Here is a 26099-nt window from a genome sequence, read left to right on the forward strand (position 1 = left end):
GAAGACCTCGGCCGACGGCGCGGACGACGACGAATTTGCGTTCGGCCTCCCGTGATCTACTCTCATGCCATGAAGCCGCCCACCGCCCGACGCCGTGTGGGAGCGGCGGGCATCGTCGCCGGGCTTCTGCTCGCCGTCGCAGCCGTGGTTCTCGGGGTGTGGCGGCCGTGGATCCCCGCACCGTCGACGACCCCGATCAGCGCCGCCGCCGATGGCGCATCCGAGACGTCCACGGTCATCGCACCGGCACCGCTCGTGCTGCCGGAGAAGCCCACGGTGCTCGTGTTCGGGGACTCGTGGACCTACGGCTCTGCCGCGACCGTCCCGACCCTCGGCTACGCCTACCTCCTCGCCGACCTTCTCGGCGGCGAGACGATCGTGGACGGCGTCCGCGGGAGCGGATATCTCAAGCCCGGACTCGACGGCCCCACCTTCGGGGAGCGCATCGCCGCACTCGACCCGTCCACCACGCCCGACCTGGTCATCATCCAGGGATCGATCAACGACCGCGCACAGGGCGTCGCCGGCTACCGTGACGCCGTGAACGCCGCGTGGGACACGTTGGCCGCCACGTACCCGCAGGCGACGATCGTGGTGCTCGGCCCCGCTCCGCACGAGCTCCCCGTCGGAGCGGCCACCGCACGCATCGACACCGATCTCTCCGCGCTCGCCGCCGCACGTGGCTGGTGGTACATCTCCCCGATCGCCCAGGAGTGGATCACCGCACAGAACTATCTCGACGTGATCGACGTGGAGGTGGGGCGCAAGCATCCCTCCACGAACGGGCACCGCTACCTGGCGGAGAGACTCGCCGCCGCCCTCGATGAACTGCGCACCGCCCCGGTCACCGAGGCCGGTGGGTCGGAGTCCACCCCCGACGAGTGATATTGTCGATCGGTACGCCTCCGTAGCTCAGTGGATAGAGCGCCGGTTTCCGGTACCGTAGGTCGCAGGTTCGACTCCTGTCGGGGGCACAAAGGTTGTACGAGTCACGTCCGTGAGCCCGTACATGAAGTTCTTCATCACGAGAGAAGCCGCCTGATTCCAGGCGGCTTCTCTCGTTCGTGCTCCGTGTTGCGGGGGGCTACTCCGTCAACCACCGTGCGGTGTACCCGACGGCTTCACTCCCCTCGAGCAACACGACGTCTCCGTTCGAAAGCCGTGAGCACGGGTGCCCCGTCACGGCTTCGATGCCGAGCCGCAACAGGGTCCCGTGAGCCACGACGACGGTGTCCACGTCGTCGCGGAGAAGCTCTCTCAGCGCGCTGGCGGCGCGGTCGGCGGTGGCAGCGACGGATTCTGCGCCGGGATAGTTCTGGTCGGGCCATCGCTCCCACGCTTCGGTGACCTGCAGACCGTCGGCCTCACCGTAGTGACGTTCGACGAGGCCGTCATGCACGCGGTACTCCGCATGGGGCATGTGCCTACGGATGATCTCGGCCGACTGCGAGGCACGTCGCAGAGGAGACGAGACGATCCGTGTCCAGACCGCCGTCGCCAGCAGACGACCGGCCGCTTCGGCTTGGGCTTCGCCGACCGGATCGAGAGCGATGTCGGACTGCCCCTGCATTCTGCGCTCGCGGTTCCATGCGGTGCGTCCGTGCCTGACCAGTGCGAGGGTCATGCCGACATCACCGCCTCGCGCTCGGGCGCGTCTTCCACAGCCTGCGGGTAGACCACCGCATCCGTGATGTGGACGGAGACGGCGTCGCCGACCCGGTGGCGGCTGCCGTGGGTGCGCACGCGCAGATGCGTGCCGTGCCAGTCCACGACGACGTCGCTGCCGTCCGGTGTGAAAAGCGAGGAGCGGACGATGGCATCACCGCCGGGAGTGAGGGTGACGGCGGCCGGAAGCACGGCAGCGGTAGCCCGCGCGGCATTCGCCACTCCAGGGCAGGGCACGGTCAGCGGGTGGTCGCCGGCGGAGAACAGGCCCTCGGTGACGCGCCCGTCGACCAGCGTCGCGTCGGAGAGGAACTTCGCGACGAACGGACTGTCGGGGCGGGCGAGCAGGTTCGACGGGGTGTCGACCTGCTGGATACGGCCCCCATCCAGCACCGCGACCCTGTCCGCGAGCGCGAGAGCCTCGGAGCGGTCGTGGGTCACGTGCACGACGGTCAGGCCCATCTCCCGGGTGAGGGTGTGCAGCTCGAGGCGAAGCCGGTCACGCAGCGGCTCGTCGAGGGCGGAGAGCGCTTCGTCCAGCAGGAGCACCCGGGGGCGGGCGACCAGCGCCCGGGCCAGGGCGACACGTTGCCGCTGCCCGCCGGAGAGTGTCGCCGGGTCCCGGCGCTCGTAACCGGCGAGTCCCACGAGGTCGAGCGCTTCGCCGACACGGGTGCGGCGCTCGGCGAGGGGCACCTTGGCGCGTCGCAACGGATATTCGACGTTGCGCCCCACGTCCCAGTGCGGCCAGACGGCATGCTGTTGGAACACCATCCCCAGCCGGCGCTGCTCCGGCGGTACGGCGACACCGGGACCGGCGATGACGCGGTCATCGAGCAGGATACGGCCCGCTGTGGGAGTCAAGAACCCGGCGATACTGCGCAGCAGCGTCGTCTTCCCGGATCCCGAGGGACCGACGAGAGCGAGGAACTCCCCGTCCGCGACCTGCAGGTCGACGTCGGCGAGGCCGACGGCACCCGAGCGGTATCGCAGAGAGACGTGTTCGAGTGTGACGGAGGCCATGGGCACCCTTTCTGTTACTTCGTCTTCGGGATCGCGAACCCGATGACAGCGAGTCCGAGCACGGCCACGATGAGCGACCATGCGGCGGCGGTGCTGAACGCACCCGCCTGCTGAAAGCTGAAGATCGCGACGCCGAGGGTCTGCGCCCCCGGTGACAGCAGGAGCACCGACAGCGTGAGCTCGCGCACGGCGGTGACCGCGACGATCACCGCGCCCGACAGCGCAGCCGGTGCCGCCATCCGACTGGAGATGTCGATCAGGGCGCGCACCCGTGTCGCGCCGCCGATCCGCGCCGCCTCTTCCGCACTGGTCGGTGTCGAGGAGAGCGGAGCGGCGACGGCCTGCACGACGAGCGCTGTGAACGAGGTGACGTAGGCGGCGAGGATAAGCCACGGCGTGTTGAACAGCCCCAACGCGGGCGCGAGCACCAGCCATGCGACCGCGATGACGATGCCGGGTACGGCCTGCGGCACCACGGCGACGGCCCCCAGCGCTCGGTTGGCTCGGCTCGGCACTCGCGCCACGAGCAGCCCGATGGCCAGACCGACGACGCCGCAGATAACGGCCGCCATGATGGCGAGCATCACGGAGTTCGCCGCCCCCTCCAGCGCGTTGCGCGTGGTGAGCGCGCGGACGAGGTGGTCGAGGGTGAGGTTGTCCCAGGTGAGCGGCACGCCGGGAGCACGCAGCAGCGTCTGCGTGAGCAGGGCGAAGAGCGGGAGGACCGTGATGAGGAGCACCACGAGCCACATCGCCACCCCCAGTCCCCCACGGGTGCGGCCCAGGGAGACGCGTTCGACGACGGCGCTCGACGAATCCAGCTCCCACCCGCGCCGACCGACCATGGCGTCGGCGACGAGGGCGAGGACCGCCAGGATCAACAGGACGACGCCGATCGTCGCGACCACGGCCAGCGGGTCCTCGACGGTGCCCGACTGCAGGTAGCGGTAGACGAGGGTTGCGAGGGTGGTGAAGCGTTCAGGGAGGCCGATGATCGACGGGATGCCGAAGTCGGCGAGGTTCCCGACAGCGATCAATACGAACGATGACAGCAGCGCCGGCCGCAGCAGAGGGATCGTCACCGAGGTGAGCGCTCGCACGGGACCTGCGCCTCCGACCCGCGCGGCCTGCTCCAGGTCGGTGGGGATACGGCGCAACGCCGCGGAGACGATGAGCATGGCGATGGGATAGCTGTGGATCGTGAGCAGCGCGATGACGCCGTCCGCGCCGTAGATCGACCAGAGCGGTCCGCCGAAGATGTCTCGCCACCACAGGTTCAGCGGACTCGTGGGGCCGGCGACTCCGAGCCATGCGATGGCGCCGACGAACGGGGGCATGAGCAGTGGGCTCAGAGCGAGCAGGCGAAGCGCCGACCGCCCCGGCAGGTCGGTGCGGTCCAGGAGCACGGCGAAGACAGTGCCGACCACGACGGCCAGCACCGCCGACACTCCGGCGGAGAGCAGGCTGTTCGCTCCGGCTTCGAGGACGTCGCCCTGGAGGAGCACCTCCGCCTGCTGCCCGCGGCTCGCCAGCACGAGGATCGCGCCGATGGGGAGCAGGATGAACGCGCCGCACGCCAGCCACAGGACGAGGGTGAGGATGCTGACGCCGTCGAGCCTCCGGCGCCCGCCACCGCAGGCCCGGCGCGATGCCGGACCCGCGGCGAGAGTGGAGATCTCGGTCATTTAGAGGAACAGCGAGCGGAAGGTCTCGACCGCAGCGTCCTGCGTGCTGCGGATGGTCTCGAGGTCCGGGGAGAGGATCTCGATGTCGTCCATCGACGGGGCGCCCTCGGGCGTGCCGACGTCGGAGCGCACCGGCAGGTACGACTGCTCGACGGCGAGCTCCTGGCCGGCGGCGCTCACCAGGAAGTCGACGAACGCCTTGGATGCTGCCTCTTCGTCGGTGTCGGCGAAGATGCCGACCGGCTGGGACACGTACGGCACGCCCTCGCTCGGGTACGACACGGCGATGGGCGACCCCTGTGCGGCGAGCTCGCGGACCAGGTAGTCCACCACGATGCCGACGGGCTGCGCGCCCGTGGCGACGGCCTGAGACACGGGGCCGTTGCTGTCGGCGATCACCGGGCGGTTCTCGGCCAGGGCCGTCATCCACTTCTCACCCAGCTGATCGTCGTCCAGCCACACGGCGGCGTTGTACGCCGCTGCTCCGGACACGTCGGGGTTCGGCATCACGATCTTGTCGGCGTACTCGGCGTCGGTGAGGTCCTTCCACGACTCGGGTGCCTCGGTGATGATGCCGGTGTTGTACGCGATGACGGTCGGGATGATCCTGGTGCCGGTGTAGAAGCCCTCGGGGTCGACGACGTCGGGATTCAGGGCGTCCACGTCCGTCGGCGTGTACTTCAGCAGCAGGTCGTCGGCGGCGTACCCCTCGAAGGTGCCGGCGTCGGCGGCGAGGAACACGTCGGCCTGGATACCACCGGACTCCTGCTCGGTCGCGACTCGAGTGGTCAGGTCGCCGGTGCCGGCGCGGAACACCTCGACGGTGATCTCGGGGTGGACCTCGTTGAAGGCGGCGACGAGTTCATCGGCCTTCTCCTGCGGCTCGGAGGTGTACAGCGTGATGGTCGCCGGCTCCAGGGCTGCGGCGGACTCCTCGGGCGTCGCGGCGGGAGCCGGCGTCGAGGAGCAGCTGGCGAGGGCGAGTGCGGCGACGCCGAACAGTGCCACGGGAGCGGTCTTGCGAAGGAACGACATGGTGTCCAATCAGGGTTCAGGTGGAGATGACGGAGGAGAAGATCGGTGCGGGCGAGTCGAGCCCGACGTTGGTGACGGCGACGCCGCCCGGCAGCAGATGCACGAGGGAGAACATCGCCAGGTCGTGGCCGCTGACGCGGTTCGGGCCGGCGTCCATCACCTGGTGATAGGCCAGCGAGGGACCGACGAAGACGGGGATGCCGCGCAGGGTCGCGGACAGCGGGTGATGGAAGTGCCCGGCCAGAACCGCCCGCACGTCCGAGCCGGCCATGGCGTCGAGGAAGTCCTCCGCGTCCCGCAGCCCCGCCTTCGCCAGCGTCGGCAGCGGAGAGCCCAGCGGCGCATGGTGAACAGCGACGACCGTGCCGAGGCCGTGCGGAGTGCGCAGCACGTCGCGGAGCCACGCCCGCTGGTCGACTCCGAGCTCGCCGCGAGACGAATCCAGGATGATGAAGCGGAGCTCGTCGACGATATGCACTCTGTGGTGGGTCTGCTCGTGGCCGCGCAGCACCCGCGCGGCCTCCGGCTCGTCGTGATTGCCGAGCGCGGTGAGCACCGGGACACCGGCGATCTCCGCGAGTTCGTCGAACGCCTCGCGCAGTGCCGGATAGGCATCCGCGTTCCCCCGCTGCACCAGGTCGCCGGTGACCACGACCGCCTCCGGTGTGATCCCGGCGTCGCGCAGGTACGCGCCGACGGCGCGCAGGCGAGCGAACCCGTCCACGGTGTCGTACAGAAGGCCGCTGCTCATGGCATGGACATCACTGAGGTGCAGCACCGTCAACCGACCGGTCGCGCGACTCATGCCGACGCCCCTTCCTTGCGGCGCAGCGCCGCGAGCTGATCGGAGCGGAGACCGTGTGCGCGGAGGTACTCCTCCGCCCCGCCGAACTCGCGGATGACCGCCAGCGCGTGCACGATGGCCTCCGGGGGGCTCTCCAGGTGCAGGCGCAGAACATCGGCGCGTTCCCGGGCTTCGACAGAGGCGGCGATGCGCTCGGCATGCTCCCCTCGCACCGGACGCACCTGTGGTGCGGAGAGCACGTAGTCCGCGACCACGTCGCCCTCGCTCGCCCCCGCGGCGAAGCGCGCCAGCGCGACGACGAGGCCGGTGCGGTCCTTGCCGGCGGTGCAGTGGACCAGGGCTGCGCCCTCGGCATCCGCGATGGCTCCGACCGCCGCGGTCAGCGCGTGCCCTCGGCTTCGCAGCAACCCCTCGTAGATCTCCTCGAGGGTGCCCGTGGCCGGGGGCTCGGTGCCGTAGACCGGGACGGACGCCGAAGGGATGCCGTGGACGACGGCTTCGCTCTCCGCGGGTTCGCGCAGGTCGACGATCACACTCACCCCGAGCGCGATCAGGAGCTTCTCCCCCGCTTCGCTCAGCGCTTCGGGCGCACCGGAGCGGACCAGCCATGGCCTCCTGGTGTCACTCGCCCGGACGTTGAAGAGCCCGTCCACGTCAATCGCCAGCATGAGACCGTCCCGCCGTTACATGTATTTCGAACCACACGAAACGTCATTACAGTCGGGGTACGTCACCGTCTGCTGACCCGGCGATGACGCCCGGCTGGCCGGGAGGTGAACGGTCGGGTGCGCTACTCCTCGGCGATCGCTTCAGCGACGACGTGACGCATGCCCGCAGCGTCCGACGGGGCCACATCGCTGGCGAGGGCAGAGTGCAGCGCGTGCAGTACGACGGTGTGTCCGATTCGCGCGAGGAAAGGGTCGACGTCGTGCGTCAGGGCTGCAGGGCCCGTCGCGACGACGATGTCGGCGGTGCGCCCGATGGGCGAACGAGCGAAGCTGGTGACGACGGCGACGCGTACTCCGCGGTCCGCAGCGGCAGCGCAGGCACGGAGAGTCTGGACGTTCGCACCGGAGTAGCTCAGTCCGAAGCACAGATCGTCAGCGGTCAGGCTGTTGACGGCGAACTGCTGGGCGAGCGGGTCGACGGGCGCCTCCACCGGACGCCCCAGGATGCTGAGACGCATCGCGAAGTCCTGCAGCGGCGGCCCGGAGAACCCGTTGCTGACCAGCACCACGCGGCGGGCATGACGCAGCGCCGTCGCGGCCTCCTGAAGGAGCACCGGATTCACGCTGTCTTGGGCGAGGCGCACCGCTTCCACGGCGTCATCGAAGGTGTCGGAGGTGACATCGTCTTCCCGGGGACGCAGGGGCGTCGAGCGAGCGAGTTCCAGACGGAGGTGCTGGAACCCGCGGAAGCCCAGGCTCTGGCATGCGCGGATCACGGTTGCCGTCGACGTTCCCGCGGCCTGGGCGAGTTCGGCCGTCGACCACATGACGACCTCCGCAGGTCGCTCCAGAATCAGCGCCGCGACTCGCGACTCACTGGGCCCGAGCAGGGACGACGAGGCACGCACACGAGCGAGCACGCTGAGATCAGGGCGGGAGATGACCATGGCTTCCTCACCGGCGCACACGTCGGAATGCACCTGCATGGAATGTAGCGTCCGAAGTCGAACGGCGAGGAAACTCCGTCGCGTCCCTCAGACCTCGGCCTCTTCGGGGCGGGCGCGCACCGTGGCCGATCCGAGGGACACGGTCGCCAGCAACCCGAGCGCGAGGAACCCCGCGGCCGTCCACGCCGCATAGCGCGTGCCCTCGGAGAATGCCGCCTTCGCATCCTCAGCCGCGTCGGCCGTCGCAGCGTTCGCCTCGAGCCCGCTGATCGCCGCTCCCGCGCTGTCCACGACGGCCGAGACGATCTGGTCACGCTGCGCGGCGGGCACGCCCCGCTCGTCGAGCGAGGAAGCGAGGATTCCAGCCGTGCTGGTGAACAGCACCGTGCCGAGCACCGCGACGCCGAGAGCGGCGCCGATCTGCCTCGAGGTGGACTGCGTGCCGGATGCGGCCCCACTGTCCGCGACCGGGACCTCGGCGAGCACGACTCCTGTCAGCTGGGCGGTGGCAAGGCCCACGCCGAGCCCGTAGACGAACAGGAACGGGATGAGCGGTCCCCACGAGGCGTCGGGCCCGATCACGAACCCCACCCCCGCGACACCGACGATCTCTGCAATGAGGCCCACACGTACCACCCACACCGGAGCGATCTTCCCGCTCGCGGCGCCGGCGACACCGCTGGCGAGGAACGAGCCACCCGCCAGCGCCAGCAGGAGCAACCCGGTCTGCACCGCTTCGAATCCGAGGACGAACTGCAGCCAGAGCGGGAGTGCGAGGATGATGCCGAACTCCCCCAACGACACCACGGCCGCCGCGATGTTGCCGTTGCGGAAGGAGGAGATCGAGAACAGCCGCAGCGCCAGCAGCGTCGACTTTCCCGTGCGCTCGCGGTAGCGGCCCCAGAGGATGAACCCGATGACGGCGATGACGGCGACCGCGAAGAGCAGGGGTATCGGCGACAGCTCCCACGGCCACGCCCAGTCGCCGATCTGCGGACGCGTATCGATGAGCCACCAGCCGTATGTCCGCCCCTCGATGAGGCCGAACACGAGGCTCCCCATCGCCACGATGGAGAGCGCGGCGCCGACGACGTCGACTCTGCTGATGCGATCGCTGCGAGATTCCGCCACCGTCAGCAGCACGCCGATCACAATGATGATGCCGAGGGGGATGTTGATCCCGAACGCCCACCGCCACGAATACGCGGTCGTGAGCCACCCGCCCAGGAGAGGGCCGACAGCAGCCATACCACCGATCGTCGACCCCCACACGGCGAAGGCGATCCCTCGCTCTCGTCCTCGGAATGTCGCGTTGATGATCGAGAGCGTCGTGGGCAGGATCATCGCTCCACCGACGCCCTGGGCCAGACGCGCGAGGATCAGCATCCCCCCGTCCGGCGACAGCGCAGCGAACACCGACGACAGGGCGAACACGACGACGCCGATGAGCATCACCCGCCGCCGGCCGAAGCGATCGGCGAGGCTGCCGAACACCAGCAGCAGGGAGGCGAAGACGAGGGTGTACGACTCCTGCACCCACTGCACCTCGGTCGAGGTGATGCCGAGGTCCTCCACGATCGCAGGGATCGCCACGTTGACGATCGTCGAGTCGACGATGATCAGCGAGACCGCGATGCTGATGAAGACGAGCCCGAGCCACCGCAGGCGCACGTACCGTTCCATGATCGCTAGCTTAGTTAGCTAAATGGGATTCGGGTAGAGCGCCCTCCCTCCCCTGCTGCTCGCACGAAGAGCCCCCACCTGCTGCAGGTGGGGGCCCTTCGTTCATTTCTTCATCGGATCCTGCCACGAGGACAGGATCAGCCGATCTCAGTGCTCGATGTTCGAACGCCGGCGCCGACCAACGAGGAACAGCACGACGCCGATCCCCAGGAGCACCACGGCGGCGGTCCAGAATGCCGGCACCTCCGCACCGGTGTTCGCCAACGGGTCAGTGCTCGGCGAAGACGGGACCGGACCCGCAGGTGTCCGCGTGACGTTGGTCGAGGCGGACACCGACTGCGCACCAGGGGTCTCCCCGGCGACCGTCGCGACATTGCGCACCTCGCCCGCGGTCACATCCGCAGCCGTCACTCGGTACGCGGACGACACGCAATCGACCGTGTTTCCCGGCGCGAGCGCGCCGGTGGGGCAGACGACGTCGACCATGCGATCGTCCACAGTGACCTCGGACAGCGTGATGTCACCCGTGTTCGTCACGGTGATCGTGAAGACGATCTCCTCACCCGCATCGGCGCGGCCGTTGCCGTTGGCGTCCCTCAGGTCGGCGCTCTTCACCCCGCGGATCCCGGGGGTCGCCGCGCCCGTGGTCACCGTCGTCGACGGTGCGGATTCGACGGGCTCGCCGGCGGGCGGAGTACCCGTGGCCGTCGCGACGTTCACCACCTCCCCCGCGTCGATGTCCGTCTGCGTGACGACATACGACTCGTCAGCGACGCACAGTGCGGTGGCTCCGGGCGCGAGCGCCTCAGCCTCGCAGGTGACGCCGATGCCGAGGTCTTGCAGGAAGGGGTCACCGATCAGGACACCGGCGAGGGTGACGTTCCCGGTGTTCGTGACGCTGAAGGAGAAGAGGATCGTCTCCCCCACATCCATCGATCCGTCGCCGTCTCCGTCGGCGAGCTCTGCAGACTTCACCATCGCCAGCGCCGGTGCAGCAGCCACCGTGGGGAGCGTCGAGGTCGAAGGAGCGGACGACACCGGCGCTCCTCCCGGCCCAGCGGCCCCGGCCGTGGCCGTGTTCACCACTTCACCGGCGAGCACATCGGACTCCGTCACGACATAGGGATCGTCGGCCACGCAGTTCGTCGAAGCACCGGGCACGAGCGAGGCGACCGGGCACGACACACTCACCCCGACACCGGCGAGACGCGGGTCATCGACCGCGACGCCCTGCAGAGTGACATTGCCGGTGTTGGTCACGAGGAACGAGTAGTTGATCGACGCTCCGAGAGCCACGGGCCCCGCGGAGTCCGCGGACTTCACCAGCGAGACGGCCGGGTTGCTCGCGCTCGGCGCGACCGTGGAGGACGGATCGGATGCGACCTCGCCGCCCGGAGTGGTCCCGGCGGCGGTCGCCGTGTTCTCGATGCTCCCGGCATCGACGTCGCCCTGTTCGACCGTGTAGTCCGCCGTGCAGGTCGTACTCGCCCCCGGCGTCAACGACGTGGCAGGGCAGGACACGGCGCCCAGCGCGCCGGCCCCGGTGAAGGCCGTCTCATCGATGCGGAGGTCGGCGACCGCGACGTTGCCCGTGTTCGTCACGAGGAACGTGTAGGTGATGATCTGCCCCACGCTGATCGCTTCCTCGCCGGCATCGTTGGACTTCACCAGGGCGAGCGCCGGCGCCGGCACGATGACGGGCGAGACGGTCCAGCTGTCGGTGTTGTTCCCGGGGGTGGGATCCTGCTCATTGCCGGTGACGCTCGCCGTGTTGGTGAGCTCACCGGTCGTTCCCGCCGCGACGGTTCCCGTGACGGTGAGGGTGGTGCTCTCCGACGGCGCGAGTTCTCCCAGCGTGCAACTCAGCGCGTTGCCGTCGACATCGCAACCCGGAGTGGGTGAGGACACCGAGGTGACCGATGCGGGAATCTGGTCGGTGACCACGGATCCCGACGACGCTCCGGGCCCGTTGTTCGTGACGGTCAACGTGTAGGTGATCGTCCCGCCGGGCGTGTACTCGTCCGGTCCCGTCTTGGTGAGGCCGAGATCGACCGGCAGGCCGGGGATCGATGCGCCGTCGTTGTTGCTCGACGCCGGACCCGACGTCGAGGACACGAGCCGGAAGCCCGGCGTCGCGCTGCCGGGAAGGTCGATGGCGATCTGGAAGACCCGGCCGTCGACGTTGCGCGACAGGCCGAGGTTGCCGTTGCCGTACTGCCATTGGGCTCCGAAGTCTCCCGTGATGCCGAGCCCCGTCACCCAGGAGCTCACCTGTCCGTTGACGGGGTTGATGCGGTACATCCGGTCGTTGTTGTACATCCCCCAGAGGAACCCGTCCTTCCAGGTGATGTCGGACACGTTCGGCACCCCCGCCCCGGACAGGGCGATCCGCGTGGCCGACGCTGCTCCGGCGGCGGGAAGACTGCCGACGTTGATCGCCCACATCGAGTTCGCGTCGAGCTGGTTGCGCACGTACAGAGTTCCCGCGGTCGCGCCCGCCCCGAAGGAACCTTGGTTGTAGGCGTCATTCTCCGCGGGCGTCGGGAGTCCCGTCACACTGCCGAGACCGGTGACCTGGCCGTCCTGGCCGACGCGCTGCAACGAGGTCTTGTTTCCGCTCTCCACTCGCAGCCCGTACAGGTAGTTGTCGAGGCTGTTGAACCCGATGGCGTTGTAGGTGCGATCCGCGACCGGCCCTGTGGGCTCGAACGTCACCGCTCCCGCGCCCTGCACCGCGGTGTAGAGCTGCGTCGGCGACTGCTGCCCGATGAACACGGTCGGCACGCTCGGGTCGAACGGATCCCCCGCTGCCGCCAGCGCAGGCGCGGCCGGAACCAGCGCTGCGCCCACGGCCACGAGCGCGGAGAGTCCGAATGCGGCGGCTCCGCGCCACCGATCCTGCGGTCGCGGTCGTCTCCGCGAAGTCCGTGTCCGACGATCTGTGCCTGTCATGCCTGCTCCGATTCTCATGTCTCTCCCCTCCGCGTCCCTCGACGCCCGGCAGGAAGCCTCGGGGTGCGAGCGCACCCTCACGTCCGGGAGACGACAGACCACGGCCGACGGCGGGTCCTACGCCTCTCACCTAACCCAAGGAGAGCGAGCCGCACATAGCGATGGCGCACAATGGCCGCATTTTGACCTCCCTACGGGGGTCAAGATCGGAGGAGGCGACCGGAGCGGCGAGGAGATGCGCGGAGCCGTCCTCGTGCACAGAACGCTCAGCACACCTCGGGCTAGGCTGGACGCGTGCCCCTCCTCTCGATCGCCGGCTCGACGCGTGCCCCGCACCGTCTTCGCTCGGCGACCCCGATGAGGGAATGGATGCGGGTCATCCTGCACCCGGGCACGAACGGGTGGACCAGTGTGTGGGGCACGCTCTCGCACGGCGAGATCGCCGGCTGCCCGCCGCCACGGAACTAGACCACGCCTCGAACGGGGCGGTGGTCTTCTGCGCCATTCACCCCTTCTCGCGTGAGGTCTTTCCGTGTCCCCGAATTCATCACCTGCCCGTTTCTCCCTCGCCCCGCATGCGCTGTGGCAAGGCATCCGCTCCAACGCCCGCAGCGACGTCCTGGGCGGCTCCCTCCTGCTGGCGGCGACGTTCGCGGCCCTGATCCTGGCCAACAGTCCTGCCGCCTCCTGGTACGAGTCCGTGCGCGACTTCACGTTCGGCATCCCCGAGCTGCACCTCGAGCTCAGCATCGGCGCATGGGCGGCCGATGGGCTTCTGGCGATCTTCTTTTTCGTCGTCGGCCTCGAGCTGAAGGAGGAGTTCGTCGCCGGGCGGCTGCGCGACCCGCGCCGGGCCGCCCTGCCGATAGCCGCAGCTGTGGGCGGCGTCGTGGTGCCCGCGCTCATCTTCGTCCTGATCAACGCGGGCAGCGGAGCCGATGCGCTGCGCGGGTGGGCGATCCCCACCGCGACCGACATCGCGTTCGCGGTCGCGGTGATCGCCGTGGTCGGCAAGTTCCTCCCCCCGGCGCTGCGTGTGTTCCTGCTGACCCTGGCGATCATCGACGACCTGATCGCGATCACCATCATCGCGACGTTCTACACCGACTCGATCAGCTTCCCGTGGCTGATCCTCGCCCTGCTGCCGCTGGCCGGGTTCGCCGCGCTCGTCGCGAAGGGTGTCCGCGCATGGTGGCTGCTGCTCCCGCTCGCCATCGCCGTGTGGGTGTGCATCCACGCATCCGGTGTGCACGCGACCGTCGCGGGTGTGCTGCTCGGTTTCGTCGTCCCCGTCACGGCGACCGAACGCGCCAGGGTCCGCACCGGCAGCGACGATGAGGGCCTCCCCGTCTACGACGGCATGGCCGCCCACTTCGCCGACCGCTGGAGCGTCGTGGCCACGCTGTTCGCCGTTCCCGTCTTCGCCTTCTTCGCCGCCGGCGTCACGGTCGGCGGGTGGGACGGACTCGTCTCCGCGTTCTCCGACCCGATCACGATCGGGATCGTCGTCGGACTCGTCGCCGGCAAGCCGATCGGCATCCTTGTCACGACCTTCCTGCTGAGCCGATTCCCCGCACTGCGGCTCGACGAGACGCTGCGCTGGCCGGATCTGACAGGTATGGCCTTCCTCGCCGGAATCGGCTTCACCGTCTCCCTGCTCGTGGGAGAACTCGCCTACGGGTCGAGTTCCGTGGCGGACGAGCATGTGAAGATCGGGGTGCTCGTCGGATCCTTCGTCGCCGCGATCCTGGGTGGAGTGATCCTCGCCCGACGCAACGCACGGGGACGCCGCGAGCATCAGGAGGCGGAGGCGGGCGTACTCTGATCACCTAGATCACGGACGATTCCCGAGGACGGCCGCCATGAACCCGACCGATGCGCCGCGCGGATCGCTCCTCTACGTGGAGGACGATGCGGAGATCGCTGCCTTGACGGTCGAAGTGCTGGGCGACGTGTACGACGTGGATCATGCCTCGGATGGCGAGAGTGCCCTGCGGCTCGCGCTGAGCAGGCGCTACGACGCGATGGTCGTCGACAGGCGTCTGCCCGGCATGGACGGCATCGCCTTCGTGCGCGCGGTGCGAACGGCGCACATCACGACGCCCGTCCTGATGCTCACGGCGCTCGGCACGGTCGATGACCGCGTGACGGGTCTCGACGGCGGTGCGAACGACTACCTGGTGAAGCCGTTCGACTACGACGAGCTGCTCGCCCGCCTTCGAGCGCTGCGGAGAGCCTTCCGCGTGGAGGGCACGCGCAGACCGTTGGGTGAGTGGGTCTTCGTCCCCGCTGCCCAGGCGGTCTATGACCCCTCGGGATTCCGCGTGGCGTTGACCGCGACCGAGAGCGCGCTCCTGGAGCTGCTGACGGACAGTCCCGAGCACGTGTTCTCCCGGGAGGAGATCCTCCGTGCCGTATTCCACGAAGGCGACACGACGAGCTCGGTCGACACCTACGTGCACTACGTGCGGCGGAAGACGACCCCCGACGTGATCGAGACGATCCGTGGACGCGGCTATCGAGCGGGGACTCCCGCATGAGCGACGACGCGGCGCAGGTCCGTCGAGCGGCGTTGTCGATCGGGCTGTGGGTGGGAGTGGCATCGGGAGTGATCGTCGCGATGGGGATCGGGATCCTCATCGCGGTGATCCTCGCCACATCGCGCCGCGAAGGCGAGGAGCACGGTGGCGGATGGTTCGACGGTCCCGGCGGTACCCGCGATGACTTCATCGTCGACATCGACGTGGTCGTGCCGACCGTGATCGTGTTGGGAGTCATCGGCGTCGTGCTGCTGGGTCTCGTCGCCGCCATCGCTGCGCGCCGTTCGGTTCGGCCCCTCGGCGAGGCGCTGCGCCGCCAGCGCAACTTCGTCGCCGACGCGAGCCACGAGCTGCGCACGCCGTTGACGACGCTGACCAGCCGCATCCAGGTGATGCAACGCCGTCTCGAACGGGGGGACGACATCGGGCCGGGCCTGGTCGAGCTGCGTCGCGACGCCGACTCCCTGGGCGACGTGCTGAACGATCTGCTCATCTCGGCCGAGGGCGAGTCCCACGCCGAAGGTGAGGCCGACGTGGCACACGCGGCCTCCACGGCCGTCGCCTCGCTGTCGACGATCGCGCACGAATCGGCCGTGACTCTCGCTGTGGACGCCGACGCCGACGCCGTGGCCCGGATCCCGGCGGTGACACTGGTGCGCATCCTCGTGGCCCTGCTCGACAACGCCGTGCAGCACTCGCCGTCCGGAGGAACGGTCACGGTCCGCATCGGGCGTGCTTCCCGCGATGTCACCGTGCGTGTCATCGACGAGGGGACCGGGATCGAGGGGATCCCCCCGGATCAGATCTTCGAGCGGTTCGCCCGACCCGCCGAGAGCGGTCGACCCCGCGGCTTCGGTCTCGGACTCTCACTCGTGCGCGACGTCGCGCGCCGGGCGGGCGGCTCGATCGAGGTCGAGAGCTCGAGCTCGAGCGGTACGACCTTCCTCCTCACGCTGCCTGCGATCCGCTGACCTCGCACACATCGATCACCGTCGAACCGAGCCAGCGCGTCACGGCGCCGTCGTCATCCACGACGATGCCGGTGCGCGTTGCCGACGGCCCGATCCACGAGTGGTCCGTGCGTCCGGCGACGACGGCTGCGGTCGCCCAGACATCCGCCTGAGCGAGCCCATCGGCGACGATCGTGGCCGACGCGACCCCGGTCGCAGGCTCACCCGTCCGAGGGTCGAGGATGTGCAGGCCGCGCTCGGCGGTGCCCGACGTGGCGACGGCGCCGTCGGCGATGTCGAGGGTCGCGATCATCCGACCTCGCTCGTGCGGATCGGCGATTCCCACGTGCCAGCGCCAATCGGCTCCTGGCGCGGTGAAGAGCTGCAGGTCTCCGCCCGCATTGATCCCGACCGCGAGTGCCGAGGACAGCAGCGGAGCGAGGTGTCGACGACTCGCCTCCTCCACGGCCCACCCCTTCACCCATCCCGTGGGGTCGAACCACCCCTGCCAGTGTCCCGAGAACAGCCCACCGGTCGCCTGTTCCGCACGTTCGCAGGCCGCAGCGGCCACCCCCACCCGGGGGTCGGCATCGGCGAGCGCCACCTCTCCCCGACGGATGCGGTTGATGTCGGAATCCGGCCGATAGGTCGAGAAGACACGGTCGATCTCGTGCAGCTCGTCGAAGCACGCTCTGACGGCCCGTTCGGTCGTCGCCTCATCCCGCTCCCCCGCGGAGATCAGCTGGACGCTCATCGGGATGCCCATGATCTCCTCGACCCAGACCCGCGTCTGTCGATGTGCCGCGCGCATCAGCTCTGCGCCTGATCGATCGCGTTCTGCAACGACGACAGGTAGCCGTCGCTCGTGTATGTCGCGCCGGACACCATCTGGATCTGCGCACTCTGCGACTGCAGTGTCTCCGACACGAGACGCGGGATCGCTGTGCCGTTGATCTGGCGGTCCCTGCCGTTGCTGTCGGGATAGTGGATCGCCTGCACGTCGCTGATCTGACCGCCCGAGACCGTGATCTGCACCTGTACCGGGCCATACCGCGTCTGCGACGAGTCGCCCGTGTAGGTGCCGTCAACGAGCCCGGTGCCCGAGGTCGCACCGGAGGCGCCCGTCCCGGAGGTCGAGCCCGAAGTCGGCGTCCCCGAGCCGCCCACGGATCCCGTCGCCGCCGGAGCGGTGTCCTGCGGCGCCACCGCGTCGAGCGACGTGCGATAGCTGAACAGGAGCACGAGGCCGCTGACGGTCGCGAGCACGGCATACAGGATCTTCTTCATGGTGTTCTCCCTGGTCAGATCGTGAAGGACTCGGAGTGGAGACGGTGCGGAGGGAACCCGGCGCTCTCGAGGTCGCGCGTGAGGTCCTTCATCCACGCCGCCGTTCCGCAGATGAAGACGTCATAGGCCTCGGGGTCGGGGACGAGGTGGCGGAGGAGATCGGGTCCAGCCCAGGCGCTGTGGCTGGCCGCGATCCAACTCGACGGGCCCGACGAGCGCGGCCCGACGAACGGCAGATACCGCACCCCGCGACGGGAGACGAGGTCAGCGATCGCACTCTGACGAACGGCATCCTCGGCGACCGAGTCCCGCGTGAGCAGGATGGCATCCCGCGGCGCGTACTCCTCGGCCTCCAAGAGGGAGACGAGGGGCGCGACCCCCGCTCCCGCACCGATCATGAGCAGCTTCGTCCCGGTGCGGCTCTCCCCTGTCATCTCCCCGTAGGGCCCCTCCACGATCACCCGAGTGCCCGGTGCGAGCGCCGCGAGGCGGCGCGTGCCGTCACCGACCACGCGGGCCGTCAGGGTGACCTCTCGCCCCGGCGCAGCGGACAGGGAGAAGGGATGCCCGCGCGTCCACCCCGGCCCGTCGAGGAAGCGCCAGACGAAGAACTGCCCGGCTCGGGCGCCCAGCGACGAGAGGTCGCGTCCGGCGACCCGCACGGTCACTCCCCGCGCTCCGTCCGGTTCGACGCTCGCCACGCGCAGGCTATGACGGGTCGAGCGCAGCACGGGCATGCCGATCCGGAAGACGAGGACGGACGCCGCTGCGAGCGCCCAGATCGACCACCAGTACAGGGTGGCGAGCGGTGAGGAGAGGAAATCCGCACCCGTCCACAGCTGGTGCGGGAGCGCCAGCCCCACGCCCAGATAGGCGTAGAGGTGCAGGAGGTGCCACGATTCGTAGCGCAGACGCCGACGCGCACGGCGGATCGAGGTGATCACGACGAGCAGGATCAGCAGCGTGCCCGCCGCGGCCAGGAGCATCCCCGGGTAGTCCCAGATGAACCCCCACAGCTGGACGACCGGATTGATGCCGGCCGTGATCGCGTAGCCCAGGGCGAGCAGGGCGATGTGCGCGCCCATCAACCAGAACGACCAGAACCCGACGAAGCGATGCATGCGCGTGATGCCATCACGACCGAATCCGCGTTCGAAGAGCGGCACACGCGCCATGAGCAGCACCTGGTACAGCAGCAGATTCGCAGCGACCAGACCGGTCAATCGCCCCAGCGTGGTCACGGTCTCGCCGTTGAGTCCCAGGACGGCGGCGACGCCTCCCCCGGATACCCAGAGCGCCACCACGAAGAGGCTGGTCGCCCAGATGACGGTGATCGCTCCCACCCGCCATGCCCGCGCACGGCGACGGCTCGTGTGCTTCGAGGCTCCGGCCTTCGGAGGGACGGAGGCTCGGGGTCGCGTCGTCAGTGTGGTCATGAGGCCATGGTGCGGACTCGGCTCTGAGACAGCTCTAAGGAACGATGTACCTCAGAGTACTCACAGGGATTCCATGGGATTCGCCGGGGCACGCCGTCTCCCGCTGGTACTGCGTACCGATTCGCGGGAAGCTGGGGCATGAGGTTTCTCCGCCTGCTGTGGCGCTATCCGGCCATCACCACCACCGTTCTCGTGTTCATCGGCGTGCTGCTCCTCCACGCCGTCGACGCCACGGTCGCCGGTCGATGGATCGCCACCGGCTACGTGGCGGCGTTCGTCGTCTGGACCCTCGTCGGGATGGTGCGCGATGTGCTCCGCGGTCACGTCGGGCTCGACATCCTCGCCGTGGTGGCGATGGTGGCGACTCTCGCCGTCGGGGAGTACATCGCCTCGCTCATCATCGTGCTGATGCTCTCCGGCGGAGAGGCTCTCGAGGACTTCGCCGGCCGCCGCGCGAAGCGTGACCTGTCCGCCCTGCTGGATCGCTCTCCGCGCATCGCGCACGTGCTCCTGCGCCCGCAGTCCGCGGATTCGGATGAGGTCAGGGATCTGCCCGTCGACGAGGTGGACATCGGAGACGTGCTGCTCGTGCGTCCGGCGGAGATCGTGCCCGTCGACGGCGAGCTGCTCACCGAGACCGGGACTTTCGATGAGTCCTCGCTGACCGGCGAGAGCATGCCCGTGACCCGCGAGTCCGGGGGCGAGGTGCTCTCCGGCGCCATCAACGGAAGTCGGGCCGTGCGGATCAGAGCCGTGCGCACGAGTTCGGACAGTCAGTACCAGCAGATCGTCGCGCTCGTACATGCGGCGGAAGACTCCCATGCCCCCGTCGTACGACTCGCGGACCGCTTCGCCATCCCGTTCACCGCGGTCTCGCTCGTGCTGGCCGGAACCGCGTGGGCCCTTTCCGGGGATGCGACGCGTTTCGCCGAGGTACTCGTGCTCGCCACGCCGTGCCCGCTCCTGATCGCCGCACCGGTCGCGTTCCTCGGCGGCCTCTCCCGCGCGGCGAAGACCGGGGTGATCATGAAGGGCGGTGCGGTGATCGAACAGATCGCCCGCGTGCGCTCGGCCGCGTTCGACAAGACCGGCACGCTCACGCAGGGACGACCCGAACTCGTCGCCATCCGCCCGGCGGAGGGCTTCGACGAGGATGAGATCCTGCAGCTCGCCGCCTCTGCGGAGCAGTACTCGACGCACGTGCTCGCTGAAGGCATCCGTCGCGCTGCGCACGCGCGCGGACTCGCGCTCCGCAGCGCTTCCGAAGCCCGGGAGGAGGCCACGAACGGCGTCGTCGCCGAGATCGACGGCCGATCGGTCGTGGTCGGCAAACCGGCCTACGTGGCCGCACTCGCGCCCGACACCGTGCGGGCGACGCTGGAGCTGAGCCAGGCCGCGGCCTACGTCGCGGTGGACGGACGCTTCGCCGGGGTGCTGGTGCTCGCCGACCACCCGAGGCCCGAAGCGGCGGCCGTCGTCTCGTGGCTGCGCACGCACGAGGTGGACCGCGTGGTCATGCTCACGGGCGACGTCGGCCCGACGGCGGAGTCGGTGGCCCACCAGGTGGGCATCTCCGAGATCCACGCCGAGCTGCTCCCTCCCGAGAAGGTCGCGCTCGCCGCTGAGCTGCAACCGCGCCCGGTCATGATGGTCGGCGACGGCGTCAACGACGCCCCCGTGCTCGCCGCCGCCGACATCGGCGTGGCCATGGGGGCGAAGGGCGCGACCGCGGCCGGGGACGCCGCTGATGTCGTGATCCTCGTCGACTCGCTGGCGAAGCTCGTCGACGCCGTCGCGATCGGCCGTCACACCCTGCGGGTCGCGCTCACCGCGATCTGGATCGGCATAGGACTGAGCATCGGACTCATGATCGTGGCGATGACCGGACTCATCCCCGCCGTCGTCGGTGCGCTCGTCCAGGAGCTCGTCGATCTCGCGACCATCCTCTACGCGCTCCGCGCCCTGAGCGGCCCCTCCACGGTGCTTCCCGCAGCGCCGGCCCGCCCGAGCACGAGGACCGAGGCGGTTGCTCCGCAACGCGCGGACTGACGAGCCACCGCTCCCATGCTCGGGTCACCCCCAGAGACCAGCGGCTCAGCGGTGCTTCGCCGCCGCCGACGACCCCGGCCCCGGGGGAACCGGCGCCTCAGGGTGGGCATCGCTCAGGAGACTGCCGTCAGCGGGGCGACGGTCCCACGCAGGCTTGCGCAGAGCGTAGAACAGCAGCGGAGGGCCACCGAGGATCACGATGACCGCCCCGACGATCCATGGGTACGCGGCAGGAGAGAAGGCGGTGAATCCATCGGGAGGGATGAAGGCGAGAAGGAAGGCCGCGAGACACGCCACGAATCCGACCCCCGCCACCAGCGGCAGTGCGGCCACACGATAAGCACGGTGCACCGTCGGCTCCTTGCGACGCAGCACGATAGCGGACGCGAACATGAGCATGTACATGATCAGGTACAGCGCCGCGGCCATGTCGATCAAGGCCACGAAGGCCGCGCTGACGTTGGGAACGACGATGAAGATCGCCGCGAGGATCGTGACGATCGTTCCCTGGAGCATCAGGATGCCCGACTGCACTCCGGCCTTGTTGCGCTTCTGCAGCATCGGCGGGAGCAGGCCCGTCTCCGCAGCGGCGAGCACTCCCTTGGAAGGGCCGGCGACCCAGGTGATCACCGAAGCGAGGGCACCGGCGGCGATGAGCGCCGATACGACGGCCGTCGCCCAGCCCATTCCCCAGTGGTCGAAGTAGACCCCGAATGCGAGCATGATGCCGTTGGTGAGCCCTAGTTCCTTCGACGGGACGGCGACCGAGATCGCCAACGTCGGAAGGATGAACACGAGCAGGATCAGGCCGGCCGCGAGGAACACCGAGCGTGGAAAGCCCTTCCCGGGATCCTTCATCTGGTTCACGTGCACGGCGTTGACCTCCATGCCCGCGTAGGCCAGCACATTCGACACGATCAGCACGATCGATGCCAAGCCGGTGAAGGGAGGAATGATCGCCGAGGCCTCGAGCGGCACCTGTGACTTCTCGCCGCTGAACACCCAGATCGCCCCGAACACGATCAGCAGAGCCGCCGGGAGCAGCGTACCGAGGATGCCGCCCCAGGAGCCGAGCTTGGCGAAGAGGTTGCCGCCGCGCAGCGTGACGAACGTCGCACCCCAGTAGAAGACGATGATCACCACGGCGGTGAAGAAGCCGGAGCTCGACAACGACGGGTCGACGAAGACGAAGGCGAGCGCTCCCGCGATGAAGGCGAGCTGGGTGGGGAACCAGACGACATTCTGGATCCACTGCAGCCACACCGCCGTGAAGCCCCAGCGGTTGCCGAGGGCCTCACGTACCCATACGTAGATACCGCCCTTCCATCCGGTCGCGAGCTCCGCCGCCACGAGCGCGGTCGGCACCAGGAAGACGATCGCCGGAATCAGGTACAGCATGATGCTGCCGAGGCCGTACGTCGCCATCGCCGGCAGCGAGCGCAGGCTGGCGACGACGACGAGGGTGAGCAGGGCGAGCTGTCCGACGCCGAGGATGGCGACGGCGGGCCGCGACACCTGCGTAGCGGCCGAGATCTGAGGGGCGGATTTCGGTTCGGGGGTGGCCCCCGTGTTCGAGGTGGACATCGTCGGCTCAGTGGTGGAAGGCCGACTGGGGCTTCTCGGTCGGCATCGGCGACTCGAGTGCGTCGAGGTACGCGACCTCGGTCTCGATGGCCTGGAGCAGCTCGGCAGCGAGGTCCATGCTCAGTCCGTTGCGGACCACGATGCGCTGCACCGTGATCTGCTCGAGATCAGCGGGCATCGGATACGCCGGAATCAGCCAGCCCTTCATCCGCAACCGATCCTGCAGATGGTAGAGCGTCCAGTTCTTCGTGTGCCCGTCTTTCAGACGCCAGGCGAACACCGGGATGTCGCTGCCGTCGTTCCAGAGCTCGAACGCGTCGAGTCTCGCGATGCCGGCGGAGAGGAACTTCGCGACGTCCTGCGACGCCTGCTGCACGGCGCGGTACCCCTCGAACCCCAGGCGCAGGAACAGGTAGTACTGGAGCACCACCTGCGCACCGGGTCGCGAGAAGTTCAAGGCGAACGTGGGCATCTCCCCGCCGAGATAGCTGACCTGGAACACCAGGTCCTCCGGCAGCCACTGCGCGTCGCGCCAGACCACCCATCCGAGCCCCGGGTAGACGAGACCGTACTTGTGACCCGACGTGCTGATCGAGTGCACCCGGTCGAGACGGAAGTCCCACACCAGGTCCGGCTGCAGGAAGGGCGCGATCATCGCTCCGGACGCGCCATCGACATGGATGGGGATGTCGAGCCCGGTGCTCTTCTGGATCTCGTCCAGCGCCGCAGCGATCTCGGCCACGGGCTCGTACATCCCGGTGTACGTCACGCCCATGATCGCGACGACGCCGATCGTGTTCTCGTCGACGTACTTCGCCAGGTCATGCCCGTCGAGCGTCTTGTGCTCCGCACTGATCGGCACGTACCGCGGCTCGACATCGAAGTAGTTGCAGAACTTCTCCCAGCACACCTGCACCGCCGAGGACATCACGAGGTTCGGCGACGACGCGTCCTTCCCCGCGGCGCGCCTCGCCTGCTGCCACCGCCGCTTGAACGCGAGGCCGCCGAGCATGCACGCCTCGGACGAGCCGATGGTCGAGGTGCCGATGCTCTTCTCCGCATCCGGAGCGTTCCAGAGATTCGCCAGCATGTGCCAGCAGTTGTCCTCGATCGCCGCCGTCTGCGGGTACTCGTCCTTGTCGATCATGTTCTTGTCGAATGACGCCGCGTACACCTGTTTGGCGTCGTCGTCCATCCAGGTACTCACGAACGTCGCGAGGTTCAACCGCGCATTGCCGTCGAGGATCGTCTCGTCCTCCACGATCTGCTTCGCCGTATCGGGAAGAGACTCTGTCGTGGGAATGACGTGACGCGATGTGAGCGTCGCCTCCCCCGGCCTTGTGAACATCGGCTGGTCGTCGCTGGAGGGAGCACTCATGTCCGGAACCTTTCGCATCGCGTGGCTTCACGCCGGCGACACGCTCGATCCTCGTCGCTGGTCGTGTGCCGACCACTATCGCAAGCTCGTCAGCGTCGCGCCATACGACCTTCGGCCAGAAGCGACGACCTCTCATCCACCGAGGAGGCTCTTGAAGGGGGAACCGTGGCGCAATGTCGGCGACGCCCACCTCAGGCGGTCACCGATCGAGGATGGCGCGGGTCGTCACCTCCGGGCGCAGGTCCAGGCGCCGCAGCAGCTGGGCGTTGAGCGCCACGACGATGGTCGACAGCGACATCAGGACTGCTCCGACCGACATCGGCAGCACGAAGCCGATGGGTGCCAGAACGCCGGCCGCGAGTGGCACCGAGAGCAGGTTGTACCCCGCCGCCCACCACAGGTTCTGCTTCATCTTGCGGTACGCGGCGCGTGAGAGTTCGATCACCGAGAGCACGGAACGCGGGTCGTCGCCGGCGAGGATCACCCCGGCCGAGGCGATCGCGACATCGGTGCCGGCACCGATCGCCAGACCCACGTCGGCCTGCGCGAGCGCGGGTGCATCGTTGACGCCGTCACCGACCATCGCGACCTTGCGCCCCTCGTGCTGCAGCTCCTGCACCTTCGCTGCCTTGTCCTCGGGGCGCACGCCGGCGAAGAATCGGTCGATACCGAGATCTGCCGCGACCGTCTGCGCGACGGCCTCGGCGTCGCCCGTGATCATGACGACCTGCACACCGAGTGCGTGCAGTGCGTCGACGGCCTCGCGGGACTCCGGCCGCACCTCGTCGGCGAGTTTCAACGCCCCGATGACGTGACCGTCCTGAACCACGTGCAGGATGATGGCCCCGTCCCCGCGCCACCCCTCGGCGACGGCGAGCTCATCCGCGTGCTCCTCGGCGAGCAGATGCGGGCCGCCGACGCGCACAGTCGTCCCTTCGACGGTCGCCGTGACCCCGACCGCCGGTGACGACGTGAAGTCGCGGCTCTCCGGAACGGACAGGTTCTTCGCGGCGGCGGCGCGGACGATCGCCTTCGCGAGAGGGTGCTCGCTGTCAGCCTCGGCAGCGGCGGCGAGCGCCAGCACTCGATCGCCGTCGTGCTCCCCGGACACGGACACCTCGGACACGACCGGCTCACCCTTGGTGAGCGTCCCGGTCTTGTCGAACAGCACTGTGTCGACGGTGCGCATGCTCTCCAGTGCCAGGCGGTCCTTGACCAGCACTCCCCCGCGGGCCGCACGCTCGGTGGCGATCGACACGACCAGCGGAATCGCCAGCCCGAGTGCGTGCGGGCAGGCGATCACGAGCACGGTGATGGTGCGGGTCACGGCCGCATCGGGCAACCCGACCAGGCTCCACACGATCGCGGTGATCGCCGCGGACCCGAGCGCGAACCAGAACAGCCACCCCGCAGCGGTGTCGGCGAGGCGCTGCGCGCGCGAGGAGGAGCTCTGCGCCTCGGTCACCAGGCGCTGGATGCCGGCGAGCGTGGTGTCGTCCCCGGTGGCGGTGATCTCGACGCGGAGCCCAGAGTCGGTGGCCACCGTGCCGGCGGTGACCTGGTCGCCGATGCCTCGCGCGACCGTGCGCGACTCCCCCGTGACCATCGACTCGTCCATGGACGCCCGGCCGTCGACGATGCGCCCATCCGCGGGCACGCTTCCGCCCGGTCGCACGACCACGACGTCGCCGACCGCGAGGTCTGCGGGTGAGACGATGACGACCTGCCCGGCTTCCACGCGCTCGGCCTCGTCCGGCAGGAGCGCGGCGAGCGAGTCGAGAGCAGAGGTGGTCTGCGCGAGCGAGCGCATCTCGATCCAGTGTCCGAGCAGCATGATCACGATGAGGAGCGCCAGCTCCCACCAGAAGTCGAGCTCATGGTGGAGGATGCCGAGACTCGCTCCCCACGACGCGAGGAAGGCCACCGTGATCGCCAGACCGATGAGCAGCATCATGCCGGGCGTACGGGCTCTGATCTCACTGACGGCCCCGACGAGGAAGGGCTTGCCGCCCCACACGTACATCACGGTTCCGAGCACGGGTGAGACCCATGCCAGGCCCGGCACGTCGGGGAGCGTGTATCCGAGGATCATCGCGAACATGCCGGAAAGCGCGACGGTCGGGACGGCGAGCACGAGCATGACCCAGAACAGCCGCCGGAACTGTGCGACGTGGTCGCCGTGACCCCCGTGACCTGCGTGGTCGCCGTGGCCCCCGTGACCTGCGTGGTCGCCGTGGCCCCCGTGACCTGCGTGGTCGCCGTGGCCCMCGTGACCTGCGTGGTCGCCGTGACCCGGGTGATCGTCGTGGCCCTCGTGCGCCGCGTGCATGGGTGCGGAGCCGTCCGACTCGTGATGCGACGCGGCGTGTGCGGTGCCCTCGTGGTGCGAAGCGCTCATTGCTCTCCTCCTCG

At 69.0% G+C, this 26099-nt stretch carries 21 protein-coding genes and 1 tRNA gene; 7 read left to right on the top strand and 15 right to left on the bottom strand.

Annotated elements, in window-relative coordinates:
* The first annotated feature begins 69 nt into the window (after window positions 1–69).
* Both ASC55_RS04240 and ASC55_RS04245 read left to right on the top strand, forming a co-directional pair.
* Complete coding sequence (locus ASC55_RS04240; protein WP_051056627.1) at window positions 70–885, top strand: SGNH/GDSL hydrolase family protein; 816 nt, start codon at window positions 70–72, stop codon at window positions 883–885.
* Between the two features lie 16 nt (window positions 886–901).
* Window positions 902–974 (top strand) — tRNA-Arg (locus tag ASC55_RS04245).
* 110 nt (window positions 975–1084) lie between these two features.
* On the opposite strand, the gene ASC55_RS04250 is transcribed toward ASC55_RS04245, so the two are convergent.
* The 9 genes from ASC55_RS04250 to ASC55_RS04290 form a co-directional block, all read right to left on the bottom strand.
* Window positions 1085–1624, bottom strand: coding sequence for a histidine phosphatase family protein (locus ASC55_RS04250; protein WP_017831020.1), 540 nt, complete (start codon window positions 1622–1624; stop codon window positions 1085–1087).
* Entirely contained in the window at window positions 1621–2688 is a 1068-nt protein-coding gene (locus ASC55_RS04255; protein WP_055872850.1) for an ABC transporter ATP-binding protein, read from the bottom strand. Before ASC55_RS04255 ends, ASC55_RS04250 begins: the two co-directional genes overlap by 4 nt.
* A gap of 14 nt (window positions 2689–2702) precedes the next feature.
* A complete protein-coding gene (locus ASC55_RS04260) occupies window positions 2703–4373 on the bottom strand; it encodes an ABC transporter permease (RefSeq protein ID WP_200935136.1) in 1671 nt (556 codons plus the stop codon).
* The gene (locus ASC55_RS04265; protein ID WP_055869023.1) at window positions 4374–5408 is read right to left on the bottom strand and encodes an ABC transporter substrate-binding protein; all 1035 of its coding nucleotides are present in this window, start codon (window positions 5406–5408) and stop codon (window positions 4374–4376) included.
* A 16-nt stretch (window positions 5409–5424) separates the two neighbouring features.
* Window positions 5425–6213 carry a metallophosphoesterase family protein gene (locus ASC55_RS04270; RefSeq protein WP_055872852.1) on the bottom strand — a complete coding sequence of 263 codons (789 nt, stop codon included), beginning with the start codon at window positions 6211–6213 and terminating at the stop codon, window positions 5425–5427.
* On the bottom strand, window positions 6210–6881 hold the full coding sequence (locus ASC55_RS04275) for a tyrosine-protein phosphatase (RefSeq protein ID WP_055872854.1): 672 nt from the start codon (window positions 6879–6881) through the stop codon (window positions 6210–6212). Before ASC55_RS04275 ends, ASC55_RS04270 begins: the two co-directional genes overlap by 4 nt.
* A gap of 122 nt (window positions 6882–7003) precedes the next feature.
* Window positions 7004–7867: a MurR/RpiR family transcriptional regulator gene (locus tag ASC55_RS04280; RefSeq protein ID WP_235563083.1), complete on the bottom strand. Its 864-nt coding sequence runs from the start codon at window positions 7865–7867 to the stop codon at window positions 7004–7006.
* A gap of 48 nt (window positions 7868–7915) precedes the next feature.
* Window positions 7916–9511: a DHA2 family efflux MFS transporter permease subunit gene (locus ASC55_RS04285; protein ID WP_055872856.1), complete on the bottom strand. Its 1596-nt coding sequence runs from the start codon at window positions 9509–9511 to the stop codon at window positions 7916–7918.
* 147 nt (window positions 9512–9658) lie between these two features.
* Window positions 9659–12463 carry a DUF11 domain-containing protein gene (locus ASC55_RS04290; protein WP_162243042.1) on the bottom strand — a complete coding sequence of 935 codons (2805 nt, stop codon included), beginning with the start codon at window positions 12461–12463 and terminating at the stop codon, window positions 9659–9661.
* Window positions 12464–12757: 294 nt separating this feature from the next.
* Between ASC55_RS04290 and ASC55_RS17470 the strand changes: the two genes are divergently transcribed.
* The 4 genes from ASC55_RS17470 (at window position 12758) to ASC55_RS04305 (ending at window position 15974) form a co-directional block, all read left to right on the top strand.
* Window positions 12758–12931 (top strand): hypothetical protein, encoded by a 174-nt coding sequence (locus ASC55_RS17470; protein WP_017831028.1) that lies wholly within the window; start codon window positions 12758–12760, stop codon window positions 12929–12931.
* 64 nt (window positions 12932–12995) lie between these two features.
* Window positions 12996–14288 (top strand): Na+/H+ antiporter NhaA, encoded by a 1293-nt coding sequence (nhaA, locus tag ASC55_RS04295; RefSeq protein WP_055872861.1) that lies wholly within the window; start codon window positions 12996–12998, stop codon window positions 14286–14288.
* Between the two features lie 37 nt (window positions 14289–14325).
* Complete coding sequence (locus tag ASC55_RS04300) at window positions 14326–15003, top strand: response regulator transcription factor (protein ID WP_055872864.1); 678 nt, start codon at window positions 14326–14328, stop codon at window positions 15001–15003.
* A complete protein-coding gene (locus ASC55_RS04305) occupies window positions 15000–15974 on the top strand; it encodes a sensor histidine kinase (RefSeq protein WP_055872867.1) in 975 nt (324 codons plus the stop codon). The genes ASC55_RS04300 and ASC55_RS04305 overlap by 4 nt, the downstream gene beginning before the upstream one ends.
* On the opposite strand, the gene ASC55_RS04310 is transcribed toward ASC55_RS04305, so the two are convergent.
* The 3 genes from ASC55_RS04310 to ASC55_RS04320 are packed head-to-tail and all read right to left on the bottom strand — an operon-like array spanning window position 15952 to window position 18676.
* Window positions 15952–16764, bottom strand: coding sequence for an FAD:protein FMN transferase (locus ASC55_RS04310; protein ID WP_055872870.1), 813 nt, complete (start codon window positions 16762–16764; stop codon window positions 15952–15954). The two genes, ASC55_RS04305 and ASC55_RS04310, sit on opposite strands and share 23 nt — an antisense overlap.
* On the bottom strand, window positions 16764–17240 hold the full coding sequence (locus ASC55_RS04315; protein ID WP_055872873.1) for an FMN-binding protein: 477 nt from the start codon (window positions 17238–17240) through the stop codon (window positions 16764–16766). Before ASC55_RS04315 ends, ASC55_RS04310 begins: the two co-directional genes overlap by 1 nt.
* A gap of 14 nt (window positions 17241–17254) precedes the next feature.
* Window positions 17255–18676, bottom strand: a complete 1422-nt coding sequence (locus ASC55_RS04320; RefSeq protein ID WP_235563084.1) for a ferredoxin reductase family protein — start codon at window positions 18674–18676, stop codon at window positions 17255–17257.
* Window positions 18677–18814: 138 nt separating this feature from the next.
* Between ASC55_RS04320 and ASC55_RS04325 the strand changes: the two genes are divergently transcribed.
* On the top strand, window positions 18815–20725 hold the full coding sequence (locus tag ASC55_RS04325) for a heavy metal translocating P-type ATPase (protein ID WP_055872878.1): 1911 nt from the start codon (window positions 18815–18817) through the stop codon (window positions 20723–20725).
* A 45-nt stretch (window positions 20726–20770) separates the two neighbouring features.
* Here the strand turns inward: ASC55_RS04325 and ASC55_RS04330 are convergent, their stop codons facing one another.
* From ASC55_RS04330 to ASC55_RS04340, 3 genes are all read right to left on the bottom strand, one after another.
* Complete coding sequence (locus ASC55_RS04330; protein ID WP_235563085.1) at window positions 20771–22309, bottom strand: amino acid permease; 1539 nt, start codon at window positions 22307–22309, stop codon at window positions 20771–20773.
* Window positions 22310–22316: 7 nt separating this feature from the next.
* Window positions 22317–23687 (bottom strand): glutamate decarboxylase, encoded by a 1371-nt coding sequence (locus ASC55_RS04335; RefSeq protein ID WP_235563086.1) that lies wholly within the window; start codon window positions 23685–23687, stop codon window positions 22317–22319.
* A 199-nt stretch (window positions 23688–23886) separates the two neighbouring features.
* Window positions 23887–26085: a heavy metal translocating P-type ATPase gene (locus tag ASC55_RS04340; RefSeq protein ID WP_055872884.1), complete on the bottom strand. Its 2199-nt coding sequence runs from the start codon at window positions 26083–26085 to the stop codon at window positions 23887–23889.
* Window positions 26086–26099: the final 14 nt, after the last annotated feature.

It is taken from the genome of Microbacterium sp. Root322 (assembly GCF_001425645.1).
Lineage (GTDB): Bacteria > Actinomycetota > Actinomycetes > Actinomycetales > Microbacteriaceae > Microbacterium > Microbacterium maritypicum.

Coding starts and splice junctions, on each gene's coding strand:
- ASC55_RS04240 (WP_051056627.1), top strand. CDS start 70: ATGAAGCCGCCCACCGCCCGACGCCGTGTGGGAGCGGCGGGCATCGTC.
- ASC55_RS04250 (WP_017831020.1), bottom strand. CDS start 1,624: ATGACCCTCGCACTGGTCAGGCACGGACGCACCGCATGGAACCGCGAG.
- ASC55_RS04255 (WP_055872850.1), bottom strand. CDS start 2,688: ATGGCCTCCGTCACACTCGAACACGTCTCTCTGCGATACCGCTCGGGT.
- ASC55_RS04260 (WP_200935136.1), bottom strand. CDS start 4,373: ATGACCGAGATCTCCACTCTCGCCGCGGGTCCGGCATCGCGCCGGGCC.
- ASC55_RS04265 (WP_055869023.1), bottom strand. CDS start 5,408: ATGTCGTTCCTTCGCAAGACCGCTCCCGTGGCACTGTTCGGCGTCGCC.
- ASC55_RS04270 (WP_055872852.1), bottom strand. CDS start 6,213: ATGAGTCGCGCGACCGGTCGGTTGACGGTGCTGCACCTCAGTGATGTC.
- ASC55_RS04275 (WP_055872854.1), bottom strand. CDS start 6,881: ATGCTGGCGATTGACGTGGACGGGCTCTTCAACGTCCGGGCGAGTGAC.
- ASC55_RS04280 (WP_235563083.1), bottom strand. CDS start 7,867: ATGCAGGTGCATTCCGACGTGTGCGCCGGTGAGGAAGCCATGGTCATC.
- ASC55_RS04285 (WP_055872856.1), bottom strand. CDS start 9,511: ATGGAACGGTACGTGCGCCTGCGGTGGCTCGGGCTCGTCTTCATCAGC.
- ASC55_RS04290 (WP_162243042.1), bottom strand. CDS start 12,463: ATGACAGGCACAGATCGTCGGACACGGACTTCGCGGAGACGACCGCGA.
- ASC55_RS04300 (WP_055872864.1), top strand. CDS start 14,326: ATGAACCCGACCGATGCGCCGCGCGGATCGCTCCTCTACGTGGAGGAC.
- ASC55_RS04305 (WP_055872867.1), top strand. CDS start 15,000: ATGAGCGACGACGCGGCGCAGGTCCGTCGAGCGGCGTTGTCGATCGGG.
- ASC55_RS04310 (WP_055872870.1), bottom strand. CDS start 16,764: ATGCGCGCGGCACATCGACAGACGCGGGTCTGGGTCGAGGAGATCATG.
- ASC55_RS04315 (WP_055872873.1), bottom strand. CDS start 17,240: ATGAAGAAGATCCTGTATGCCGTGCTCGCGACCGTCAGCGGCCTCGTG.
- ASC55_RS04320 (WP_235563084.1), bottom strand. CDS start 18,676: ATGACCACACTGACGACGCGACCCCGAGCCTCCGTCCCTCCGAAGGCC.
- ASC55_RS04325 (WP_055872878.1), top strand. CDS start 18,815: ATGAGGTTTCTCCGCCTGCTGTGGCGCTATCCGGCCATCACCACCACC.
- ASC55_RS04330 (WP_235563085.1), bottom strand. CDS start 22,309: ATGTCCACCTCGAACACGGGGGCCACCCCCGAACCGAAATCCGCCCCT.
- ASC55_RS04335 (WP_235563086.1), bottom strand. CDS start 23,687: ATGAGTGCTCCCTCCAGCGACGACCAGCCGATGTTCACAAGGCCGGGG.